The 17,082-nt window shown below is 53.7% G+C and carries 18 protein-coding genes and 1 riboswitch; of the genes, 6 read left to right on the forward strand and 12 right to left on the reverse strand.

The features are described from left to right. Positions 1-9: 9 nt before the first annotated feature. The 6 genes from KL786_RS13410 to KL786_RS13435 all read right to left on the reverse strand — a co-directional run bounded on the left by KL786_RS13410 (position 10) and on the right by KL786_RS13435 (position 5,287). Entirely contained in the window at positions 10-804 is a 795-nt protein-coding gene (locus tag KL786_RS13410) for a carbon-nitrogen hydrolase family protein (protein WP_215517918.1), read from the reverse strand. Positions 805-815: 11 nt separating this feature from the next. Further along, the gene (locus KL786_RS13415; RefSeq protein WP_215517919.1) at positions 816-2,507 is read right to left on the reverse strand and encodes a flavin monoamine oxidase family protein; all 1,692 of its coding nucleotides are present in this window, start codon (positions 2,505-2,507) and stop codon (positions 816-818) included. 146 nt (positions 2,508-2,653) lie between these two features. Continuing rightward, positions 2,654-3,115 (reverse strand): Lrp/AsnC family transcriptional regulator, encoded by a 462-nt coding sequence (locus tag KL786_RS13420; RefSeq protein WP_038443879.1) that lies wholly within the window; start codon positions 3,113-3,115, stop codon positions 2,654-2,656. A 232-nt stretch (positions 3,116-3,347) separates the two neighbouring features. Then, positions 3,348-3,590, reverse strand: a complete 243-nt coding sequence (locus KL786_RS13425; protein WP_070994508.1) for a hypothetical protein — start codon at positions 3,588-3,590, stop codon at positions 3,348-3,350. Positions 3,591-3,600: 10 nt separating this feature from the next. Beyond that, the gene (locus KL786_RS13430) at positions 3,601-4,101 is read right to left on the reverse strand and encodes a hypothetical protein (RefSeq protein WP_215517920.1); all 501 of its coding nucleotides are present in this window, start codon (positions 4,099-4,101) and stop codon (positions 3,601-3,603) included. 556 nt (positions 4,102-4,657) lie between these two features. Then, a complete protein-coding gene (locus KL786_RS13435) occupies positions 4,658-5,287 on the reverse strand; it encodes a hypothetical protein (RefSeq protein WP_034139560.1) in 630 nt (209 codons plus the stop codon). A 319-nt stretch (positions 5,288-5,606) separates the two neighbouring features. Here KL786_RS13435 and KL786_RS13440 point away from each other — a divergent pair, with 319 nt between their 5' ends. Next, positions 5,607-6,593, forward strand: coding sequence for a nucleoid-associated protein (locus KL786_RS13440; RefSeq protein ID WP_215517921.1), 987 nt, complete (start codon positions 5,607-5,609; stop codon positions 6,591-6,593). Next, positions 6,590-8,029, forward strand: coding sequence for a hypothetical protein (locus KL786_RS13445; RefSeq protein WP_215517922.1), 1,440 nt, complete (start codon positions 6,590-6,592; stop codon positions 8,027-8,029). Before KL786_RS13440 ends, KL786_RS13445 begins: the two co-directional genes overlap by 4 nt. 290 nt (positions 8,030-8,319) lie before the next feature. Here KL786_RS13445 and KL786_RS13450 read toward each other — a convergent pair whose 3' ends face one another. Then, positions 8,320-8,835 (reverse strand): hypothetical protein, encoded by a 516-nt coding sequence (locus KL786_RS13450; RefSeq protein WP_215517923.1) that lies wholly within the window; start codon positions 8,833-8,835, stop codon positions 8,320-8,322. Between the two features lie 424 nt (positions 8,836-9,259). On the opposite strand from KL786_RS13450, the gene KL786_RS13455 reads away from it, so the two are divergent. The 3 genes from KL786_RS13455 (at position 9,260) to KL786_RS13465 (ending at position 12,236) form a co-directional block, all read left to right on the forward strand. Continuing rightward, a complete protein-coding gene (locus KL786_RS13455) occupies positions 9,260-10,747 on the forward strand; it encodes a SulP family inorganic anion transporter (protein WP_215517924.1) in 1,488 nt (495 codons plus the stop codon). 11 nt (positions 10,748-10,758) lie between these two features. Next, positions 10,759-11,610 carry a universal stress protein gene (locus KL786_RS13460; RefSeq protein ID WP_103451678.1) on the forward strand — a complete coding sequence of 284 codons (852 nt, stop codon included), beginning with the start codon at positions 10,759-10,761 and terminating at the stop codon, positions 11,608-11,610. 92 nt (positions 11,611-11,702) lie between these two features. After that, positions 11,703-12,236 carry an NUDIX hydrolase gene (locus KL786_RS13465; RefSeq protein WP_103451677.1) on the forward strand — a complete coding sequence of 178 codons (534 nt, stop codon included), beginning with the start codon at positions 11,703-11,705 and terminating at the stop codon, positions 12,234-12,236. A 112-nt stretch (positions 12,237-12,348) separates the two neighbouring features. On the opposite strand, the gene nhaA is transcribed toward KL786_RS13465, so the two are convergent. The 4 genes from nhaA to KL786_RS13485 all read right to left on the reverse strand — a co-directional run bounded on the left by nhaA (position 12,349) and on the right by KL786_RS13485 (position 15,258). After that, complete coding sequence (gene nhaA, locus KL786_RS13470; RefSeq protein WP_215517925.1) at positions 12,349-13,551, reverse strand: Na+/H+ antiporter NhaA; 1,203 nt, start codon at positions 13,549-13,551, stop codon at positions 12,349-12,351. Between the two features lie 195 nt (positions 13,552-13,746). Continuing rightward, a complete protein-coding gene (gene crcB / locus KL786_RS13475) occupies positions 13,747-14,130 on the reverse strand; it encodes a fluoride efflux transporter CrcB (protein WP_215517926.1) in 384 nt (127 codons plus the stop codon). A 138-nt stretch (positions 14,131-14,268) separates the two neighbouring features. Next, a riboswitch (Fluoride riboswitch) is annotated at positions 14,269-14,330 on the reverse strand. Positions 14,331-14,473: 143 nt separating this feature from the next. Beyond that, positions 14,474-14,809, reverse strand: a complete 336-nt coding sequence (locus tag KL786_RS13480) for a hypothetical protein (protein ID WP_215517927.1) — start codon at positions 14,807-14,809, stop codon at positions 14,474-14,476. Between the two features lie 83 nt (positions 14,810-14,892). Continuing rightward, positions 14,893-15,258: a hypothetical protein gene (locus KL786_RS13485; RefSeq protein WP_215517928.1), complete on the reverse strand. Its 366-nt coding sequence runs from the start codon at positions 15,256-15,258 to the stop codon at positions 14,893-14,895. Between the two features lie 14 nt (positions 15,259-15,272). Here KL786_RS13485 and KL786_RS13490 point away from each other — a divergent pair, with 14 nt between their 5' ends. Further along, positions 15,273-15,716: a 3'-5' exoribonuclease gene (locus KL786_RS13490; RefSeq protein ID WP_215517929.1), complete on the forward strand. Its 444-nt coding sequence runs from the start codon at positions 15,273-15,275 to the stop codon at positions 15,714-15,716. A gap of 116 nt (positions 15,717-15,832) precedes the next feature. Here the strand turns inward: KL786_RS13490 and KL786_RS29575 are convergent, their stop codons facing one another. Then, entirely contained in the window at positions 15,833-17,029 is a 1,197-nt protein-coding gene (locus KL786_RS29575; RefSeq protein WP_252193718.1) for a hypothetical protein, read from the reverse strand. Positions 17,030-17,082: the final 53 nt, after the last annotated feature.

The following is a 17,082-nucleotide window of genomic DNA, read 5'->3' on the forward strand; positions in this document are numbered from 1 at the left end:
GCGCGGCCGTCAGTGCTTGTGCAACGCTGCATAAAGCTCGGGGCGACGGTCCGCCAGGTAGTGATTGGCGGCTTGCGCGTCGTGTATCAGCTGGCGGTCGAGGGTGGCGACGATCAGCGCCTCATCGAGGCCCGCCTGGGCGACACGCTGGCCATTCGGCGCGGCGATGCTGCTTTGCCCGCAATACTGGATCTGATCTTCATGCCCGCAATAGTTGGCGTAGGCCACGTAGCACTGGTTTTCAAAGGCCCGCGCCCGCACGGTGACGTCGGCGACGAAGTCAAAGGGCACCATGTTGGCCGTCGGTACCAGGATCAACTCTGCACCGGCCAGGGCCAGGCTCCGGGTGTTTTCCGGGAACTCCAGGTCATAGCAGATCAAAAATCCCAGTTTCCAGCCGTTCAGCTCGACGACAGGGAATTCGTCGCCGCCGGCGCTGAACATCGAGTGATCGAGGTCGCCGAACAGGTGTGTCTTGCGGTAGTTGCACAGGCGCTGGCCATTGGCGTCGATCAATTGCACGGCATTGTAGATCTGGCCGTCCTCGGTGCGTTCCGGGTAGCCATAGAGAATCGCCAGGCCGGTGTTCTTTGCCAGTTCGGCAATGGTCTGCGCCGACGGCCCGTCCTGCGCTTCGGCCAGCGCACCCACCGCTTCTGCACCGATGTTGTAGCCGGTGAGGAACATCTCCGGCAGCACCAGCACGTCTGCATCGCACGCTTCATGGGCAACGCTATGCAGACGCTTGAGATTGCCAGCGACATCCAGCGGCAATGGCGGGCATTGATACAGGGCGACACGCATGGCTTGACTCCTTATTCGGCCAGGGCGATGGGGCCGATTTCATCGAACACATCCCCCGGTCCCGGGTTCTCAGGGTGAGTGCTGCCACCGAAGTGGCTCATGATGCCCCAAACCGCGTTCAGTGAGGTCTGCACTGCGCCTTCGACCCAGGCTGGGGTCCAGGATACATCGTCGCCCGCGATGAAAATCCCGCGCTGCTCGGCGGGCATGTCCTTTTGCATGAAATGCGCATACATCCGCTGGTTGTAGCGGTAGTGGCCCGGCAGCGCGCCCTTGAATGCGCCGAGGAAATGCGGATCGGCCTCCCAGGAAACGGTGATCGGGTCGCCAATGATGCGCGCCTTGATGTCGACTTTCGGGTAGATCTTTTTCAGCGCGTCGAGGGCCAGCTTCACACGTTTATCGATGGGCTGCGGGAGCATTTTCAGCGCGTCGCTCATCCACGAGTAGGACAGGCAAATGACCCCGGGCTTGTCGTCGCCGTTGTCGAACAGGTAGGTGCCACGGGTCAGGCGGTCAGTGAGGGTCATGCTCATCAGGTCGCGGCCGGTTTCCGGGTCTTTGTCTTTCCAGAAAGGCCGGTCGACCATGACAAAGGTTTTCGACGACTGCATGTAGCGCGTACGGTCCAGGGCCATCCACATTTTTTGCGAGAACAGGCTCTCGTCGCATTCGATCTGGGTGGTCAGCAGCCAGCTCTGGCAGGTGGTCAACACGGCGGCGTATTCGCGGGTATCGCCATAGTTGTCGGTCACCGCGAAACGCCCGTTGGCCGCATGGGCAATGCGCTTGACCCCGGCCCGTGGCGCGCCATGGTGCAGGGAACTGAGGCTGGTGCCTTGCGGCCAGTGTGCGCAACGCTCAGGCACATGGCGCCAGATACCCATGGGCACTTGCGCCACGCCACCGACCACCAGGTGCTGGTGGTCGTCGCAGTTGGTCATCACCACGCGGAAGATTTCCAGCATCGAGTTGGGGAAGTCCGAATCCCAGCCACCCGTGCCGAAACCCACTTGGCCAAACACTTCGCGGTGATGGAACGACAGCTTGGCGAACGCCTTGGAGGTAGCGACGAAGTCATAGAAGGTGCGGTCGTCCCACAGCGGAACCAGCTTGTTCCACAGCTCCTTGAGCCGTGGCACGTCACGGTCGCGAATCGCTTGCTGGATATCTCCGAACTGCGAGCCGGCCTCCAGGGCGTCGGCCCAGGCGTCAGCCACTTCCTGGAACAGCGCAGGAAGGTCGGAGATTTTCTGTGCGTAATGAGTCTGGCCTTCCAGGTCGATCACGGTGCTGCCGGAGGCCGGTGTCAGCGGGTTGGGAAACGGCTTGGTTTCAAGGCCCAGCTTGTCCACATAGTGGTAGAACGCCGTCGACGACACAGGGAAGCGCATGCCACCCAGCTCCGCGATGATGCCTTCGGCCCCTTCAAACGCCTGGGAGCGCAGGCGCCCGCCCATTTTCGAGGCTTCATACACCACTGGCTTGAGACCGAGCTTCATCAGCTCGTAGGCGGCCACCAGCCCGGCGATACCTGCGCCGACAATCGCTACTTCGGCCCCGTGGTTGGCGGCGGGAATACTGCCCAGCCCAGCCGGGTGTTCAATCCAGTCATCGAAGGCGAACGGGAAGTCCGGGCCAAAGATAGTGATGGGTTTTTTACCGTCTGCAGGGTGGCGATTGTTCTTGTGGGTGGCGTTCATGGCTGACCTTGCTGGCAACTCGACGGGGCACGACCCGTTGAGTATAGGAAAAGATGGCAGCCATTCTAGGGAGCGTAGCGCTCGTTAATAAGACGCAATGTGTCGTCGAATTGAATTGTTTTCAGTCGAAGTGACGATGTTGGTGGTCAAATTGGTTGTCCGCGATCCAATTTGTTACTCAGGATGATCGAAGTGGTGGTCTTTTCTACCCCATCGACACTGCCGATCTGGTCCAGCAACTGATCCAGCTGTTCCGGCGAGTCGGTGCGCAGCCAGGCCACATAATCAAACTCACCACTGACCGCACACAGCTGCTGGACCTGCGCCATGGCGCTGAGGCGACGCAGCACTTCCTTGCCGGAGCGCGGTTGCACCGTAATCCCCACATACGCCTGCAACCCACCATCCACCACACGCTGACCAAGGCGCACGCCATAGCCGGTAATCACCTGGGTCTTTTCCAGGCGCGCCAGGCGCGAGGTCACAGTGGTACGGGCAATCCCCAATTGCCGAGCGAGCATGGCCACGCTTTCACGGGCATTGATCTGCAAGGCAGCGATCAACTGGCGGTCGATTTCATCGAGGACGGGAGGGCGAGTGGCGGACAAGATGGGCTCCGGCGTGGGTGGCAATGGGGGAGCATGTTACAGGCTCGTGTTCGCGGGTGCTTAGGGCGACCGCCAGAAACGCAAAAGCCGCGCAGTGCGCGGCTTTTAAAGAGGGTGGCCCAGTAGGACTCGAACCCGCTGGAGGCCCTGTAATACGTGGTGTTAAGCGTAATTTTGAGAAGGTTGTTCAAGCTGAGTACCAGAGACGGCACCGAGAAATCGTGCCAGGGCTTCAGTCCCCCTCCGTGAACCGCCGCCGCGTCAGGAAAAGCACCACGCCCAGCGGCACGGCCAGCAGTGCTAGCAGCTCCAGGTCAAAGCCCAGCACCTGCTGCTCACCCACCTTGAAGAGGCTGACCAAGCCCGTTGCCAGCAGTGCCAAACCCAGCCATTTGCGCAGCGGGTATGGTTTCAGAAACTGAACGAGAATCGCGCCCAGCACCAGAAGGACGACAGTTTGCATGATGTAGGGCATGTGCAGTTCCTCAGACCTTGATGACCAGCGTCACGACAGAGCGCTGTGGGCCAATCCCGCCATGGACCTCTCCCTCGATGCTGACCAGCACGTCACCTGCATGCAGGGTCGGCAGGGCTCCTTTGAGGTACCAGTTGACACCTGTCGTCACGACTGCACCTGAAGCCCAGCCAATGAGCGGCCCGCCCAACGCACCTACCTTCCCGGCAGCGCCACCTGAGGCCGCAGCAATTCCCTTGGCGACGTTGCCGCGCATCGTGTTGATAGCGTCGGCCTGCTGCCGGATGAGGGGATTGGAAATGCAGACTGTCAGCAGGCATGGCAGGTTTCGAGCCTGCATTCGGTCGTACATATCGACGACCATGCTGTTGACTTGGTAATGGGCGCGTTTCGCTTCGCCAAAGTGCAGCTCGCGCAGGCGACCTCGGTCGCTTTCCATGAGGGTGATTTGAGACAGATTGAAGACGATCCCTTCCTCGGACCTGTACTGCGTAGTCTTCTCGAACTTCATGCGCGTATCCATTCGTGCAAAAAGACGACGATTTTCTACAAGCGGTGACTAAGATGCAAACAGTCTTTGATGTGAGGCCCCGGGGAATTTGACGTCTGCATGGGGCTCATCGCCAGCAAGCCAACTCCCCGGTAACAACTCATCGAGCGCGTCGGTTTTGGAGACGTTAGGCCGAGGCGATTCAGACTGTATCTGAGATGGTCCATCCAGAAACACGAAAGCCGCGCAGTGCGCGGCTTTCAAGTTGGTGGGCCCAGTAGGACTCGAACCATTATGTGGTGCGTGAATTGTTCGTACGGATACTGTCCGTCCGGTCTTGATCTTGTCAATCGTCAGTAGACACTGGGGAATCCTGGCGTTCATTGATTGCCGTGTCATATTTCTATAAATACAACCCGAGTGTTGTATTTATAAGACTCCCTATCATTCCATCCTTCAGAGATGGGCTGAGCGGACTTAGGGAGAGATTGAGCCTGTGCGGTTGGCTACCCCTGCAGCGTACTGAGCCGATCCTAGCCCCTGTTGGGATGGTTGTTTTGACTACGCCCACCAGGCTTCATGCGGAGCGCTTTTGGATCAGATTCAGCAGCAATTGGCCATCGGGCATGGGAGACATCGTGCGCAAGAAGACGACATTTTTCTGTACCGCTTTCTTGATCTCCGCAGCCGAAATCGGCTTATCCAAGATGGTGAAATCCATCAGTCGCTGAAAATGGCACTCTTCGAGATAGCCGTGATGCTCACGTTTTTCAGTTTCGCCAGTACCTTGGCCGAAGGCGACGATCCCCTTGCCATTTTCGTACAAGAAGACCACGTCACCTTTCTTTATACGGTCAATGTTGTACTTCCAAGGGGCATAAAAAGCTGCTGCGCTACCCTCGCTCAGCATACGGTCATGGTCTTCCAATGAGTGACGCTTGTTCGTATTCAGAAGGTGGAAGCTCGACGGTTCGAGTAACTCGATGTCTACTGCCGCCTGCTCTTTGTCATCAAGCTTCAGAGCAGCCTTGGCAGCTTCAACCCCCTTCTCTAGCAGTTTCAGCATTGTCTCCTGGCGACTCAGATCGAGCTGATCAGCCAGACCTTCGATAAATGAGTAGAGCTCCTTGGGCATGCGGATAGATGCGGACGCCAGGTCATTCTTCGTCTTTGCTGCGTTTTCGATGAGCGAAATAATGTCGTTCATGGGATGGATCTCCTGTCAGATGCTAAGAAGCATCCCATATCAATAAAATAAAAGCAATTATTGCTTTTTTATAAAAGCACCAAAAGAATCTCGAAAAATGTAACCCAGTGCTCAGCGTTCATGCACGCTTACCAGTGAGCCTTCCATCGGACAAGTGATCCTGGGTGGGGCCAAACGGCAGCCAACCGCTTTCTATAGGTGTATATTCATACAGTAATTCGTATGCTATGCCCTGCGGGGGACGCTAGGCATAACGCTGAAAAGGTGCTTACATCAATGCTTAATGTCATGTCGCCACCAGCAAGGATGAGGATTTAACTTGGCCACTCTTACGGATAAAGAAATCGAAGCCCTGAAAATCGAGAATTTCATTTTTCACGTGGTGCATCATCGAGCCGATGATCCGATCCTTTTTGACGACACCCCCTTAAGCACCTTCGAGCCGTTCTTCATTGACCGCATCAAAGAAACCCTCAAGGGCAATAAATTCTCTTTCGCTGAAATATCTCAAGTAAAGGCCAAATTGAATAGTTGGGAAAAGGGCGAGTCGAATTTTGTTGATATCTCCAAGAGCTTGGCGCGGCAATTTCATCGCCTTGGTGATAAACGGATGAAGTCAGGTGTGTTGATTGTAATTGGTTTAATTACAGGGGCTAAAAAGTTTTATTCCTTAATCAAGTACGACTCTGAAAAAGTCGTGACATTTGAAACTAAGGGCGCCAAGGCAATACTTCAGGCAGTTACTAACAACTTTACTGAATCACCAAAAGCGTTGCAGAAATCAGCTCTTATTGATTTGGATTCCAAAGACTCAGAAGTAGTGATCATTGATAAAATGAGCCGCTCAGGAATCAGTGATTTCTTCAAAGAATTCCTGGGAGTAGAGCGCCTCCGGAACTCAAAGGAAATGACGGTAGATTTGGTTAAGGCAATCAAAAAAACTGTAAGGACACACTTGGGTGATCTGCCGCCTGCTATCACATCGAAGGTCGCTGAGAAAGTCGTTGAGATTGCGAAAAAGCGTAAAGACTTTGAAGTCGACGAATTCTTCACAGATTTTTTTGGCATCAATGGCCAAGATCAAATCCGGGCGACCTTTGACAAAGAATTGGAAAGCCTAAATTTGACTGGTGAGGTGTTCTCCTATGATGAGGAAGAGCTACCTACCAATGAGGCAAAGAAATACGTAACAAGTGAAGGCATAACCATCAATATGCCTGCGCGGGCAAAGGGAAGCTTAACTATTGAAAATGGAAAGGATGAAACTGTTATTACTATTCGTACAAGTCGCTTGCGTGAATCATGAAACAGCTAGCGCTGGAACTTCGCAGCTTCTTTGAGCGACTTACGGCGTCAGGTGGTTCTGCGCAGGTTGAAACTACGCATATTTTTCGAATTGATGAAGTAAGCGTTACATCTTCCGGGTTTGTTCGAGAATTGAAAGATCTTGCCCAGCGTGTTTGTTCTGTGGGCATCGGAAAGATGGAGCTTTTTGGAGAAGTTTCCGACAGCATCGAGATCAAAGATTTCGATTTGGAGGATGTGGAAAATGACAGATTGACAGTCATCTTGGAGAAGCCAACGGATGATGGCTGGTGTTATTTCCTAACTTTAAAAGGTTTCGAAAACTGGTTGAGGACAAACCAATTTTCAGCACAGAACTCACAGAAAAAAATGTGCGTGTGGGTTGCAGGTGAAACCTTTGAATTTTCCACTCATCAGTTCCTAGTGAAAGAAATGGGTGGAGATAAAAATTTACCGACCGCCACTCAACATCCTGAAAAACCTTGGAAAATGGTACGGGATCTTACCCACTCCCTTACCCCTCCGTCGCTTGAGCCATGGCTGCTGACTGCTGAGCCAATTGCTGAAAGCGAACCTTTTACAGCCTGGAAACGCGTGGCGGTGGAAAAGCTTTCCTTTTGCTTGCCAGCCGAGATTCGCAAGGAAGATGACGAGACTCATGTAATATTTCGAGGCGGGCGCTCACTCCCCATAGCTATAGACCAGCCTATTAACTGGGCTGATATCAATTTTGAGACGCTTCACGACACCTGCCAGTGGATCTACTCCACCCCTAGGGAGTGTGAAACGAAATTCCAACTTTTCAACAACCACATTGCTATCAACTGGAACAGTGGGACGACGTGGCCCTCTGGCTCGACGCCACTCTTAAAAAATAGCCTCTCGGGGGCCAAGGAAGCGTTCGCCTTTCATCTTCAGGATCAAAGCAAGGAGGCTGTCAAAAGCTTAGGGGATCTGCGCAAGGGTTTGCAGGACGAGGTTAATAAGACACAAACTGCGACAAGGGATTTAATATCAGCTCTCTGGCGTGATTTCGCGGTGGCGGGTGTTGTTTTAGCTCTCAAGACTCCGATAGCGACTGCAGGCGTGGCCGATACAGCTACCACGATTCTGTATCTCGGTGTCTCTGCACTTCTCATATTGAGCATAGTTATCAACACTCTATCAACCTTGCGTTTTAACAGTCTTGCTGACAGCAGTAGAGAAGGATGGCGGAGGAAAATCTACAACTTCATGTCTGCCGATGACTGGAAGCGCTTGGTTGAAAAACCTATATCGTCCGGACGCACCGTTTACTGGCTCGCTTGGACTATGTGTTTCTGTCTATACGCAGCCATTGTCCACTACTTCCTATCGCTTGCGGCACCTAACTTTGTAGCGAACCACATCGATTATTATTTTTTCTGCGCGTGGAACTACATCGCCGCCTTTTTTTAATAAAATCATGAATACAGCTACGGTTGAATCTTTATGGTGCAGTATTCCTGCGGGAATATTTAGCAGCTATGCCAGGAACCATTAGGGGCTTGCTTCCAAGTCAGAAGATAGTCTGGGCTAGGTAGGGGCTATAGTCATCATTGTCCGCATTCCTTTGCTCAGCGTAATGTACCCAAATAGGTTCATTAAGCCTAAAAGTGGTGGTTAATGTGCCGTATTAGGGACATTAGCCTGGCTCGTCACACGGGACATATCCGCAGCACTCGGCGTCCAGACGGCGGTTAATACGCTTAGTCGCTAGGCTCATGGCGAGCCCAGCGCAATCTAGCTATCGACATGAATTGCCTAATAGCCAGCGCTCCCCGTTCATTTCTGGCTTTCGAGCCAGGCAAGGTCAATGCTACCTCTACCTTGGCACGACTCGCTTCGTACATTGCAAATGCGTTGAACTCAGAATCAAGCAGCACCAAGAGCACAGTATCGAAGGGTTGTCGTAGATCAATTGCACCCATACGGCCCGTAATCTTTTGCGGGTTCAGGATACAGCGGCCCTTTATCTGGATTCTCGCGACGCCATCTTCCAGCGTCTCTGTAGCGTCGTAACCTGCCTGCCTTGCAGGATGTAATAACAGGCCGAGTCTAGTAGCAGCTTCGTACTCTGCGACCTCACCGGTGACGCCCAGCGGCTTGCCGGTTAGGCAGTAGAATCTGCGCGCTAGCACCTTGGCGTCTTTCAGAATCTCTAGGATTTCCTCCTGGATCAATGCCGCCTGCAGGGGCTCGTTGCAATTATTGGGTTCAGTCATCCGCGAATGCTTCCAACGCAGCGAGCAGCTTCGCTAGCTCAGTAAGGTTGGCAGTGACGATGTCATGTTCTCCTCGACTGCTCAATCTAGTCCTGCCAGGGCGAGTTCTAGGAAACCAGCCAAATCGAGTCTGCGGGTGGCAATCGACGGTAACTCAACTGTATACTTATTGCTCAGCCTTACCCTTGAGCTACAGGAACATCCGCATGACTGTACTCCAAACGATCTACTGGCAGCCTACGCCGCCTTAGCGCTACGCCCCCTCGCAACACCCTGCTTCCGCTAGCCTCGCTCGCGGGTGCGCACTGCTGTACGCCTGGTTCTACACCTTAAGCACACAGCAAAAAATCCTCAAAATTTGAATTTGCATCGGTTCGCTCGCCATTCCTTTGGCGTGCGCGATGCTTTGCCTTGGATATTTTCTATGCTGCAAAAACTTAGACAAACGTGGTTTTCCAACATCCGTGGAGATGTGCTCGCGGGGATCGTGGTCGCACTTGCACTGATTCCCGAAGCCATCGCCTTTTCCATCATCGCCGGCGTTGACCCAAAGGTCGGGCTTTACGCCTCTTTCTGTATCTGTGCTGTTATCGCCTTTGTCGGTGGTCGTCCCGGCATGATCTCGGCGGCTACCGGCGCCATGGCACTGCTCATGGTTACTCTGGTTAAAGAGCACGGACTTCAGTATCTGCTTGCAGCCACGTTGCTCTGTGGGGTACTTCAAATCCTTGCCGGCTACCTGAAGCTTGGCTCGTTGATGCGCTTTGTTTCACGCTCGGTAGTCACCGGCTTCGTAAACGCATTGGCGATTCTGATATTTATGGCGCAATTGCCTGAGCTGACCAATGTCACTTGGCATGTCTACGCCATGACGGCAGCGGGCCTCGGGATCATCTACCTGTTCCCATACGTACCGAAGATCGGCAAGCTGATTCCGTCACCGTTGGTGTGCATCCTGACGCTGACTGCCGTCGCCATTTACCTCGGTTTGGATATCCGCACCGTCGGTGACATGGGCCAACTGCCGGATACGTTGCCGATTTTCCTTTGGCCCGAAGTGCCGCTGAACTTTGAAACCCTGCGCATCATTTTCCCGTACTCGGCTGCCTTGGCCGTAGTGGGTCTACTCGAGTCAATGATGACCGCGACCATCGTCGACGACCTTACCGATACCACCAGCAACAAAAACCGCGAGTGCAAAGGCCAGGGTGTGGCCAACATCGCTGCCGGCATGCTTGGCGGCATGGCAGGTTGCGCCATGATCGGCCAGTCGATCATCAACGTGAAATCTGGTGGCCGCACCCGTCTCTCGACATTGTGTGCCGGCGTTTTCCTGCTGCTGATGGTGGTATTTCTTGGCGAATGGCTCTCCAAAATCCCCATGGCGGCACTCGTGGCTGTGATGATCATGGTGTCCATCGGCACCTTTAGCTGGGATTCCTTGCGTAATCTGAAAGAGCATCCTCTGTCGACCAACCTCGTCATGGTGGCGACTGTCGTGGTCGTCGTGGCCACTCACAACCTGGCTTACGGCGTACTGGTAGGTGTGCTGCTGGCTTCGCTGTTCTTTGCCAATAAGGTCGGGCACTACCTGGATATCAAGAGCACTCTGGAAGATACGAAATCGCATCGGACTTACCACGTCGTGGGCCAGGTGTTCTTTAGCTCTGCAGACAAATTCACTGAGGTTTTTGACTTCAAGGAAGCGCTCAACAAGGTCACCATCGATCTCACACAGGCGCATTTCTGGGATATCACCGCCGTTGCAGCGCTGGATAAGGTCGTGATCAAGTTCCGCCGTGAAGGCGCTGAGGTTGAAGTGCTCGGTCTCAATGAAGCCAGCGCAACAATCGTTGACCGCTTCGGCGTGCATGACAAACCCGGTGCCATCGACAAGCTCATGAGCCACTAAGGAGAACGACAATGACCCACGTAATGGCATGCATTGATAACTCACAATCCTCATTGGCGGTCTGCGATTACGCAGCATGGGCCTCGCAACGACTCAGTGCTCCCCTGACCTTGCTTCATGTGCTGGATAAGGAGAAATACCCTGCATCCGCTGACCTCAGCGGCAATATCGGTCTCGGTAGCAGAGAACATCTATTGGAAGAGTTGGCCACGCTGGATGCGCAGCGTGCAAAACTGGCCTTGGAGCATGGGCTGCACATGCTTGAAAAAGCTCGCGAGCGAACAGTCATCTCTGGCGCCATGTCACCTGATCTGAAGCAGCGCCATGGCCATCTAGTCGAGAGCCTGAGCGAACTCCAAAATGATATTCGATTACTGGTGATTGGAAGAGTCGGAGAGGACAGCACGCGTAGTGCCCAAAGTCTTGGCAGCCAGATTGAAGCGGTAGTCCGAACTATCCACCGCCCCATCCTGATTACAACCAGCCATTTCACGAAACCTGAAACGGTCATGGTGGCATTTGACGGCAGCGCTACAGGCCACAAGACCGTACAGATGCTTGCTTCAAGCCCGCTGTGCGAAGGCCTGCCAATTCATATCGTCATGGTTGGTACGGACTCTGAAGAAAACCAGAATGAGCTGGAGAAAGCACGAATCACACTTGCCTCTTCTGGCTCGCTGGTGCATGCCGAGATCCGCCCAGGCGAAGTAGAGTCGGTGCTGCATGCGTATCAGGCAGAGCACGGCGTTGACCTCTTGGTCATGGGGGCGTACGGGCACTCACGCATCAGGCAGTTTCTGGTAGGCAGTACGACCACGACGATGCTGCGAACATCCACTTTACCCGTATTGCTGCTTCGCTGAGCCAGTTCCACTGGCCACAGTATTTCCAGAACTGCGGAAATACCGTGGCCACCCTGGACGATGACTAACTGATCTTGCCGTAACGAGACCACATGCAACTCATAACTGAAATTGTTCACCCCGAGCTGAAATCCAAACAGGGCAAAGTATTCCGTCGACACGCAGCACGCGGCATAGTGATGCGGAATGAACAGATCCTGTTGCTGTTCACCGAGCGCTATAACGATTTCAGCTTTCCTGGCGGCGGCCTTGATGGTGACGAAGACATTGTCGCAGGCCTGAAGCGTGAGCTTGAGGAAGAGACTGGTGCTCGTCAAATACAGGTGCTCCAGCACTACGGTTACATCGAGGAGTACCGGCCCTACTGGAAGCCACAGTACGATCTGATGCACATGACCTCGCATTTTTATCAATGCGAAGTAGCGCCCCAGCTAGAGCCCGCGAGAATGGAAAGACACGAAATCGCGAATGGTATGCGGCCTGTCTGGATCAACCTGCATGAAGCCATCACGCACAATGAAGCCGTGATGCAGCGTCAGGAGTTATCGATGGGGCAGTCAATTCAGCGCGAAACGTTCATGCTGAAAAAAGTCGCGTCCGAGTTGATGCCGCCAATCAGCCTTTGAGGGGCTATCTCAGCAGCTTGTGGCGTAAAGCACGATGACCTCACTTCGCGAGACGATGTTCCAGCCACAGGATTTCTGTCAGGGAGAAACTCCGTGGCCGGCTCGCTTACGCTTATTTAGAGACCGTGGCGGCGACAATGGCGGGCCCAGCGCTGCGTCGCAAAATCAGGACTCCACCGATTGCAGCCAACGTCGAACCGATCAACACACCGACTTTTACTTCGTCGATCAGGTGAGCTGATCCAGCAAACGCCAGGTTTCCGATGAACAGGCTCATGGTGAAGCCGATGCCGCACAAGAGCGCAACGCCGTAAAGCTGTGCCCAATTGCTGCCTTCCGGCAGTTTGGCCAAGCCCATACGAATGGCCAGAGCAGCTAATAGGAAAATGCCAACTTGCTTGCCCACCAACAGACCGAGCGCTACACCCAGCGGAACCGGATCGACTAGGTTCTCCATAGAAATGCCGGCAAGCGAAACACCCGCATTGGCGAAGCCGAAAATCGGCACCACAGCGAACGCTACCCACATGTGCAGCTTCTCTTCTAAGAAGAGCAGTGGAGACTTGGCTTCCTCTTCTGGCTTACCCATTGGGACGCACAGTGCAACGGCAACACCCGCAAGAGTGGCATGCACCCCCGACTGCAGCACCAAGAACCACAGCACACCACCCACCAGCAAATATGGGAATAATCGTCTGACGCCCAATCGATTCATTGCGATCAGAATGACCAGGGTGGCGAGCGATGCCAGCAACATCGGCATAGAAAGACCCGTGGTGTAGAAAAAGGCGATGATAACCACAGCACCTAGGTCGTCAATGATCGCCAAGGCAGCGAGGAAGACCTTCAGCGACGTAGGGACTCGCTTCCCCAGCAACGACAAGACGCCCAAGGCGAATGCGATGTCGGTGGCGGCTGGGATAGCCCATCCCTTCAAGGTCTCAGACTTACCCCAGTTGATTGCGATGTAGATCAGCGCAGGCACAACCATGCCACCTAAAGCACCAAACCCCGGCAGGGCGCGCTGGCCCCAAGTGGAAAGCCCACCTGCCAGAACCTCTCTTTTGATCTCTAGGCCGACCATCAGGAAGAAGATAGCCATGAGGCCATCATTGACCCAATGCTCCACAGACATGCCCAACCAGACACTGTGCAAGGCGGCAAAATAACCTTGCGAGAGAGGCGAGTTCGCGACGATCAGGGCCGCGAGTGCTGCGCCCATCAGTACAAGACCGCCAGCGGACTCCGACGACAGGAAGCGAGCTAAAATTGCAGCTGCTCTAGGGGTTTCAGCAGGAGTTCTAGTGTCGGTCATCAGTGTCCTTGCGCTTCAATCTAAAGAGAATATTTTAACATCCGAGTTGTACCGGTGCGGCTGCCCAAATAGCCTGTAACGATTATTGTCACAGGCGAAAATCAGCCTAAGCCTGTTCAACTACGCCACGGTACGGGCTCGCTCACTAGATTTAGAAGCACGCCCAAGCGGATAAAGCCTTAAATTTATATCTCCTCAGCGAGTACCAATCATTTGGTAGGACAGAAGCCCGGCAGCGGTCATCGCTAACGAACCTACGACGTGTAACGAAATTGAGCCAAGCGCCCATAGCAGTCTGCCTTCCTGAATCAAGGCGACCGTTTCGGCTGAAAATGTGGAGAAGGTGGTAAGTCCACCACAGAAACCCGTGATGATCAGGTGACGCCACTCAGGGCTTAGGGTTGGAGATGCGGCCAAGAATGCGATGGCCAGGCCAATGATGTAACCCCCAACCATGTTCGCGACCACAGTACCTGGCGGGATCGTCGGGAAAAGAGCATTCAGTTTCATGCCCAATATCCAGCGCAACCAGGCTCCAAGTGAAGCGCCAACGGCGATGACCATTAATGACTTCAGCACGGAGAGTCCTCCTCATCAGATCTGAGTGGACTAACTGGCAAGCGGCTCGCGCTAAAGGAAAAGGGAAACTCGAAGGGTAAGATCATAGCCTGTCCTAAATTGGAGGACAGGGAGACACACCTACGCACCCTGTCCAGGGTTCACGTAGGCATAATCAGCACGAAGGCGGTTAAAGGAGGAATGCCATCTCCTGATCTTATAGCATCAACGCCAATGGCATCAAGAGGCATCAAGAGCAGCTGCATGCAAGCGATCTGAAGGCCCTTTAGGCTAGGCAAGATGTTTGATCGATGATCAACCATGTACGGGCCGACCCTTTGCACGACTAGGTCATTTGGCGCATTTACATAGATTTAACCGATACCACTTCCACGTACTTGTACTTTTTCCTAGCAGCCTTTACAGCCTCCTGCTCAGCAAGCAATGAGCTCAACGTATCAGCCTCGTGAATCAACTCGACCATTTTCCCTTCAAACTCGTTTCCAACACGTAACGTGACCCTCAGCCTGGGCGTGAATGCTTTTGCCGTTTTCTCCTTGGCTGCTGGAGCGACCACCGATTTCGCGAGCACAACTTCTTCCACTGGCTCCTCTACTACAGGAGTAGACATCTGCTCCTCGGGCTGAGGCGTACCGAATAACGCACGACGCATTTCTTCTTCAGTTAATTCAGAGTTCATAGAACATCTCAAAGGGACGCATTTCGCTGGGCAAGTTTTAACAGGATTGTTGCTGACTGGTATTCGTGGAGCCTGTGCGGACGTCAAATCCCCAGTTCAATTTCAAGACAAGAGCCTCGTAAGGCTTGCGAAAGCTTCACCTTTGGCAGCAGTGTAATGAGCCCATCAACTAAGTTGCTAGCGTGACGTGCGTACAGCGTGACTGTGCCTGCATCAGGCGTTCGACCTGGCACGATGGCACCTACCCGCTGCTGGGCAATTTTCAGTATGCTCAAGACGTCCTGACTCACCTGATTGATGGACAGTTGCTCTACCAACGGTCTGGGCGGAGGCGCGGCGCGGCTCCACATTTCGATGACCACTTGGAGGAGTCCGTCTGAGCCAAAATGCTCGAGGGCCATTTCCCATAGCTGAGCTTCCTGCGCCATATCCAGGCGAGCCCTAGCCATTGCGGAGTTCTAACATGAGGCTCTTTCTTGATTGCGAGTTTACCCGGCTATCAGCAGAAGCGAAGCTGATATCACTCGCATTAGTGGCTGAGGATGGGCGCGAATTCTACGTGGAATTGCTCGACTCATGGCGAGAAGAAGACTGTAGCGATTTCGTCGTACAAGTCGTCCTTCCGCAGTTGTGGGGAGGGAGCTACTCGCTACCCACAGCTGAAGCCAGGTTGGCTCTGCTCAAGTTTCTGACGTTGTTCAAAAATGAGGTCGAGATCGTCACGGATGCCCCTCAGTACGATTGGGAGCTTTTTTGCGACCTGGTATATGAGGACGGACGATGGCCCAGAATCGTTCGCAATTTTCCTACCGATGCGACGACGCTTTCTCCGACTAGCGAGGGTGAAGAGCTGCCTCACCACGCCTTGCTCGACGCCAGGATTATTGCCGGCATGTTTGCTCAGTGATGCCAGGGTACTGTTGCGGATCGCTAACCTTTACGACGGTGAAGTGACGTTTAAACCTCTAGTTCAGTCTAGGGGATTGTCGGGGGTCCCCTTCATTGAGTGGAAATGGTGGTGAATCAGCGTGGGGGAAGCTCAGTGAAGCGAAGTCTGGGATAGATCCTCTGTTCAACCGCGCACTCGGAAATTTGCCAGAATGCCGAAAGGAGTGCCTCCTCTGAGGGACAGTGCCTCGTCATAACCTCGAACTCGTTGTAATCAAATGCCAACACACGAACACCTACATCATCCATGAAATCCAAGATCATGGCCCCGTACTCTTCATAGGTGTCGCTAAACAGCTCTTTTACCACCACGACTCCTACAAGGGGGCGTGCTGCAAGATCGATTTTGAGGGAAGTACCATCAACAAGCCGCAGCGCGGGATTTCCCTCACGCTCGATAGTTGAAACTGCGCCACGTAGCTGCGATAGGCCTCCTTTCAACTGACTCAGGGCCTTCTTACGCTTTCGTTCAAGCTTTGTCCCCATCATTTCAGCTGTGTTTGGGCTGTCCTTGGCCTGTAGTAAAAGCGTGACCTCCGTCCCCAAAACAACAGCATCGGTCAGCTCTTCCCCATCGGAGACTTTCACTGGCCCATGGATGATTTGCTCCGCCGAGTAAGCACGCTGGAGCAGATAGATGATATCCAGCTCCTGTAGGTGTCCTGGCTCCGGTCGCTCAAGGTGAGTATTTGAGAAACCTCTGGAACCCTGGAAGCCTTGGCGAGTGAGGTCGGTGATCAGGAAGTCGCTTGGAAATAGATCCTCCAAGAGCGTCAACGTTACTGCTCGGCTGTCGTCTTCCCTAGTCGTAAAGCTGAACCAGTGATCTGCTTGCTCCATCATGAGATGCCAGTGCTCCTTCCCCAAGGGATTGACACCCTTTGCATACTTTCGGAGCCCTTCAAGGCTAGCGTGCGCTGTACTGCTGAGAAGTTCGCGATTGTGTTCATCAAAAAAACAGACGCTAAAACGGTCAGGAAGACTTTTCAGGCCCTCTGTAAAAGGATCGCTACCCATCAGAGGTGTTTTAATAGTCAGCGGACTAATCGGATCATCAAAGCAGGCCGTCAACAGCGTCAGGCCTTGCGCCTCATCAGACTCGTATGGTGCAAGATAGAACTTCAGCTCGCGCTTCTCACGTGCGGCGAGGATAAATTCTTTGCCCGCTTTGACCACGAGCGCTGGGCCATCAGGGCCTTCTACAATCCAAAGACCACGACCGAGCGATGCAACGTCCTGAAGCACTTCGGGCTTCATGATGGTTAGGTACATTGGAGCCTCTGATGAAATTTAGCGTTGCCGCATGGGCTTAGAACAATTTATCC

This window comes from Pseudomonas sp. TAE6080, from assembly GCF_018732265.1.
GTDB classification, from domain to species: domain Bacteria; phylum Pseudomonadota; class Gammaproteobacteria; order Pseudomonadales; family Pseudomonadaceae; genus Aquipseudomonas; species Aquipseudomonas brenneri.

Bases quoted from the DNA above. Each gene is read 5' to 3' on its own strand.
- KL786_RS13410 (WP_215517918.1), bottom strand. From the start codon at position 804: ATGCGTGTCGCCCTGTATCAATGCCCGCCATTGCCGCTGGATGTCGCT.
- KL786_RS13415 (WP_215517919.1), bottom strand. From the start codon at position 2,507: ATGAACGCCACCCACAAGAACAATCGCCACCCTGCAGACGGTAAAAAA.
- KL786_RS13425 (WP_070994508.1), bottom strand. From the start codon at position 3,590: ATGCCCTACATCATGCAAACTGTCGTCCTTCTGGTGCTGGGCGCGATT.
- KL786_RS13430 (WP_215517920.1), bottom strand. From the start codon at position 4,101: ATGAAGTTCGAGAAGACTACGCAGTACAGGTCCGAGGAAGGGATCGTC.
- KL786_RS13435 (WP_034139560.1), bottom strand. From the start codon at position 5,287: ATGAACGACATTATTTCGCTCATCGAAAACGCAGCAAAGACGAAGAAT.
- KL786_RS13445 (WP_215517922.1), top strand. From the start codon at position 6,590: ATGAAACAGCTAGCGCTGGAACTTCGCAGCTTCTTTGAGCGACTTACG.
- KL786_RS13450 (WP_215517923.1), bottom strand. From the start codon at position 8,835: ATGACTGAACCCAATAATTGCAACGAGCCCCTGCAGGCGGCATTGATC.
- KL786_RS13455 (WP_215517924.1), top strand. From the start codon at position 9,260: ATGCTGCAAAAACTTAGACAAACGTGGTTTTCCAACATCCGTGGAGAT.
- KL786_RS13460 (WP_103451678.1), top strand. From the start codon at position 10,759: ATGACCCACGTAATGGCATGCATTGATAACTCACAATCCTCATTGGCG.
- KL786_RS13465 (WP_103451677.1), top strand. From the start codon at position 11,703: ATGCAACTCATAACTGAAATTGTTCACCCCGAGCTGAAATCCAAACAG.
- nhaA (WP_215517925.1), bottom strand. From the start codon at position 13,551: ATGACCGACACTAGAACTCCTGCTGAAACCCCTAGAGCAGCTGCAATT.
- KL786_RS13480 (WP_215517927.1), bottom strand. From the start codon at position 14,809: ATGAACTCTGAATTAACTGAAGAAGAAATGCGTCGTGCGTTATTCGGT.
- KL786_RS13485 (WP_215517928.1), bottom strand. From the start codon at position 15,258: ATGGCTAGGGCTCGCCTGGATATGGCGCAGGAAGCTCAGCTATGGGAA.
- KL786_RS13490 (WP_215517929.1), top strand. From the start codon at position 15,273: ATGAGGCTCTTTCTTGATTGCGAGTTTACCCGGCTATCAGCAGAAGCG.
- KL786_RS29575 (WP_252193718.1), bottom strand. From the start codon at position 17,029: ATGTACCTAACCATCATGAAGCCCGAAGTGCTTCAGGACGTTGCATCG.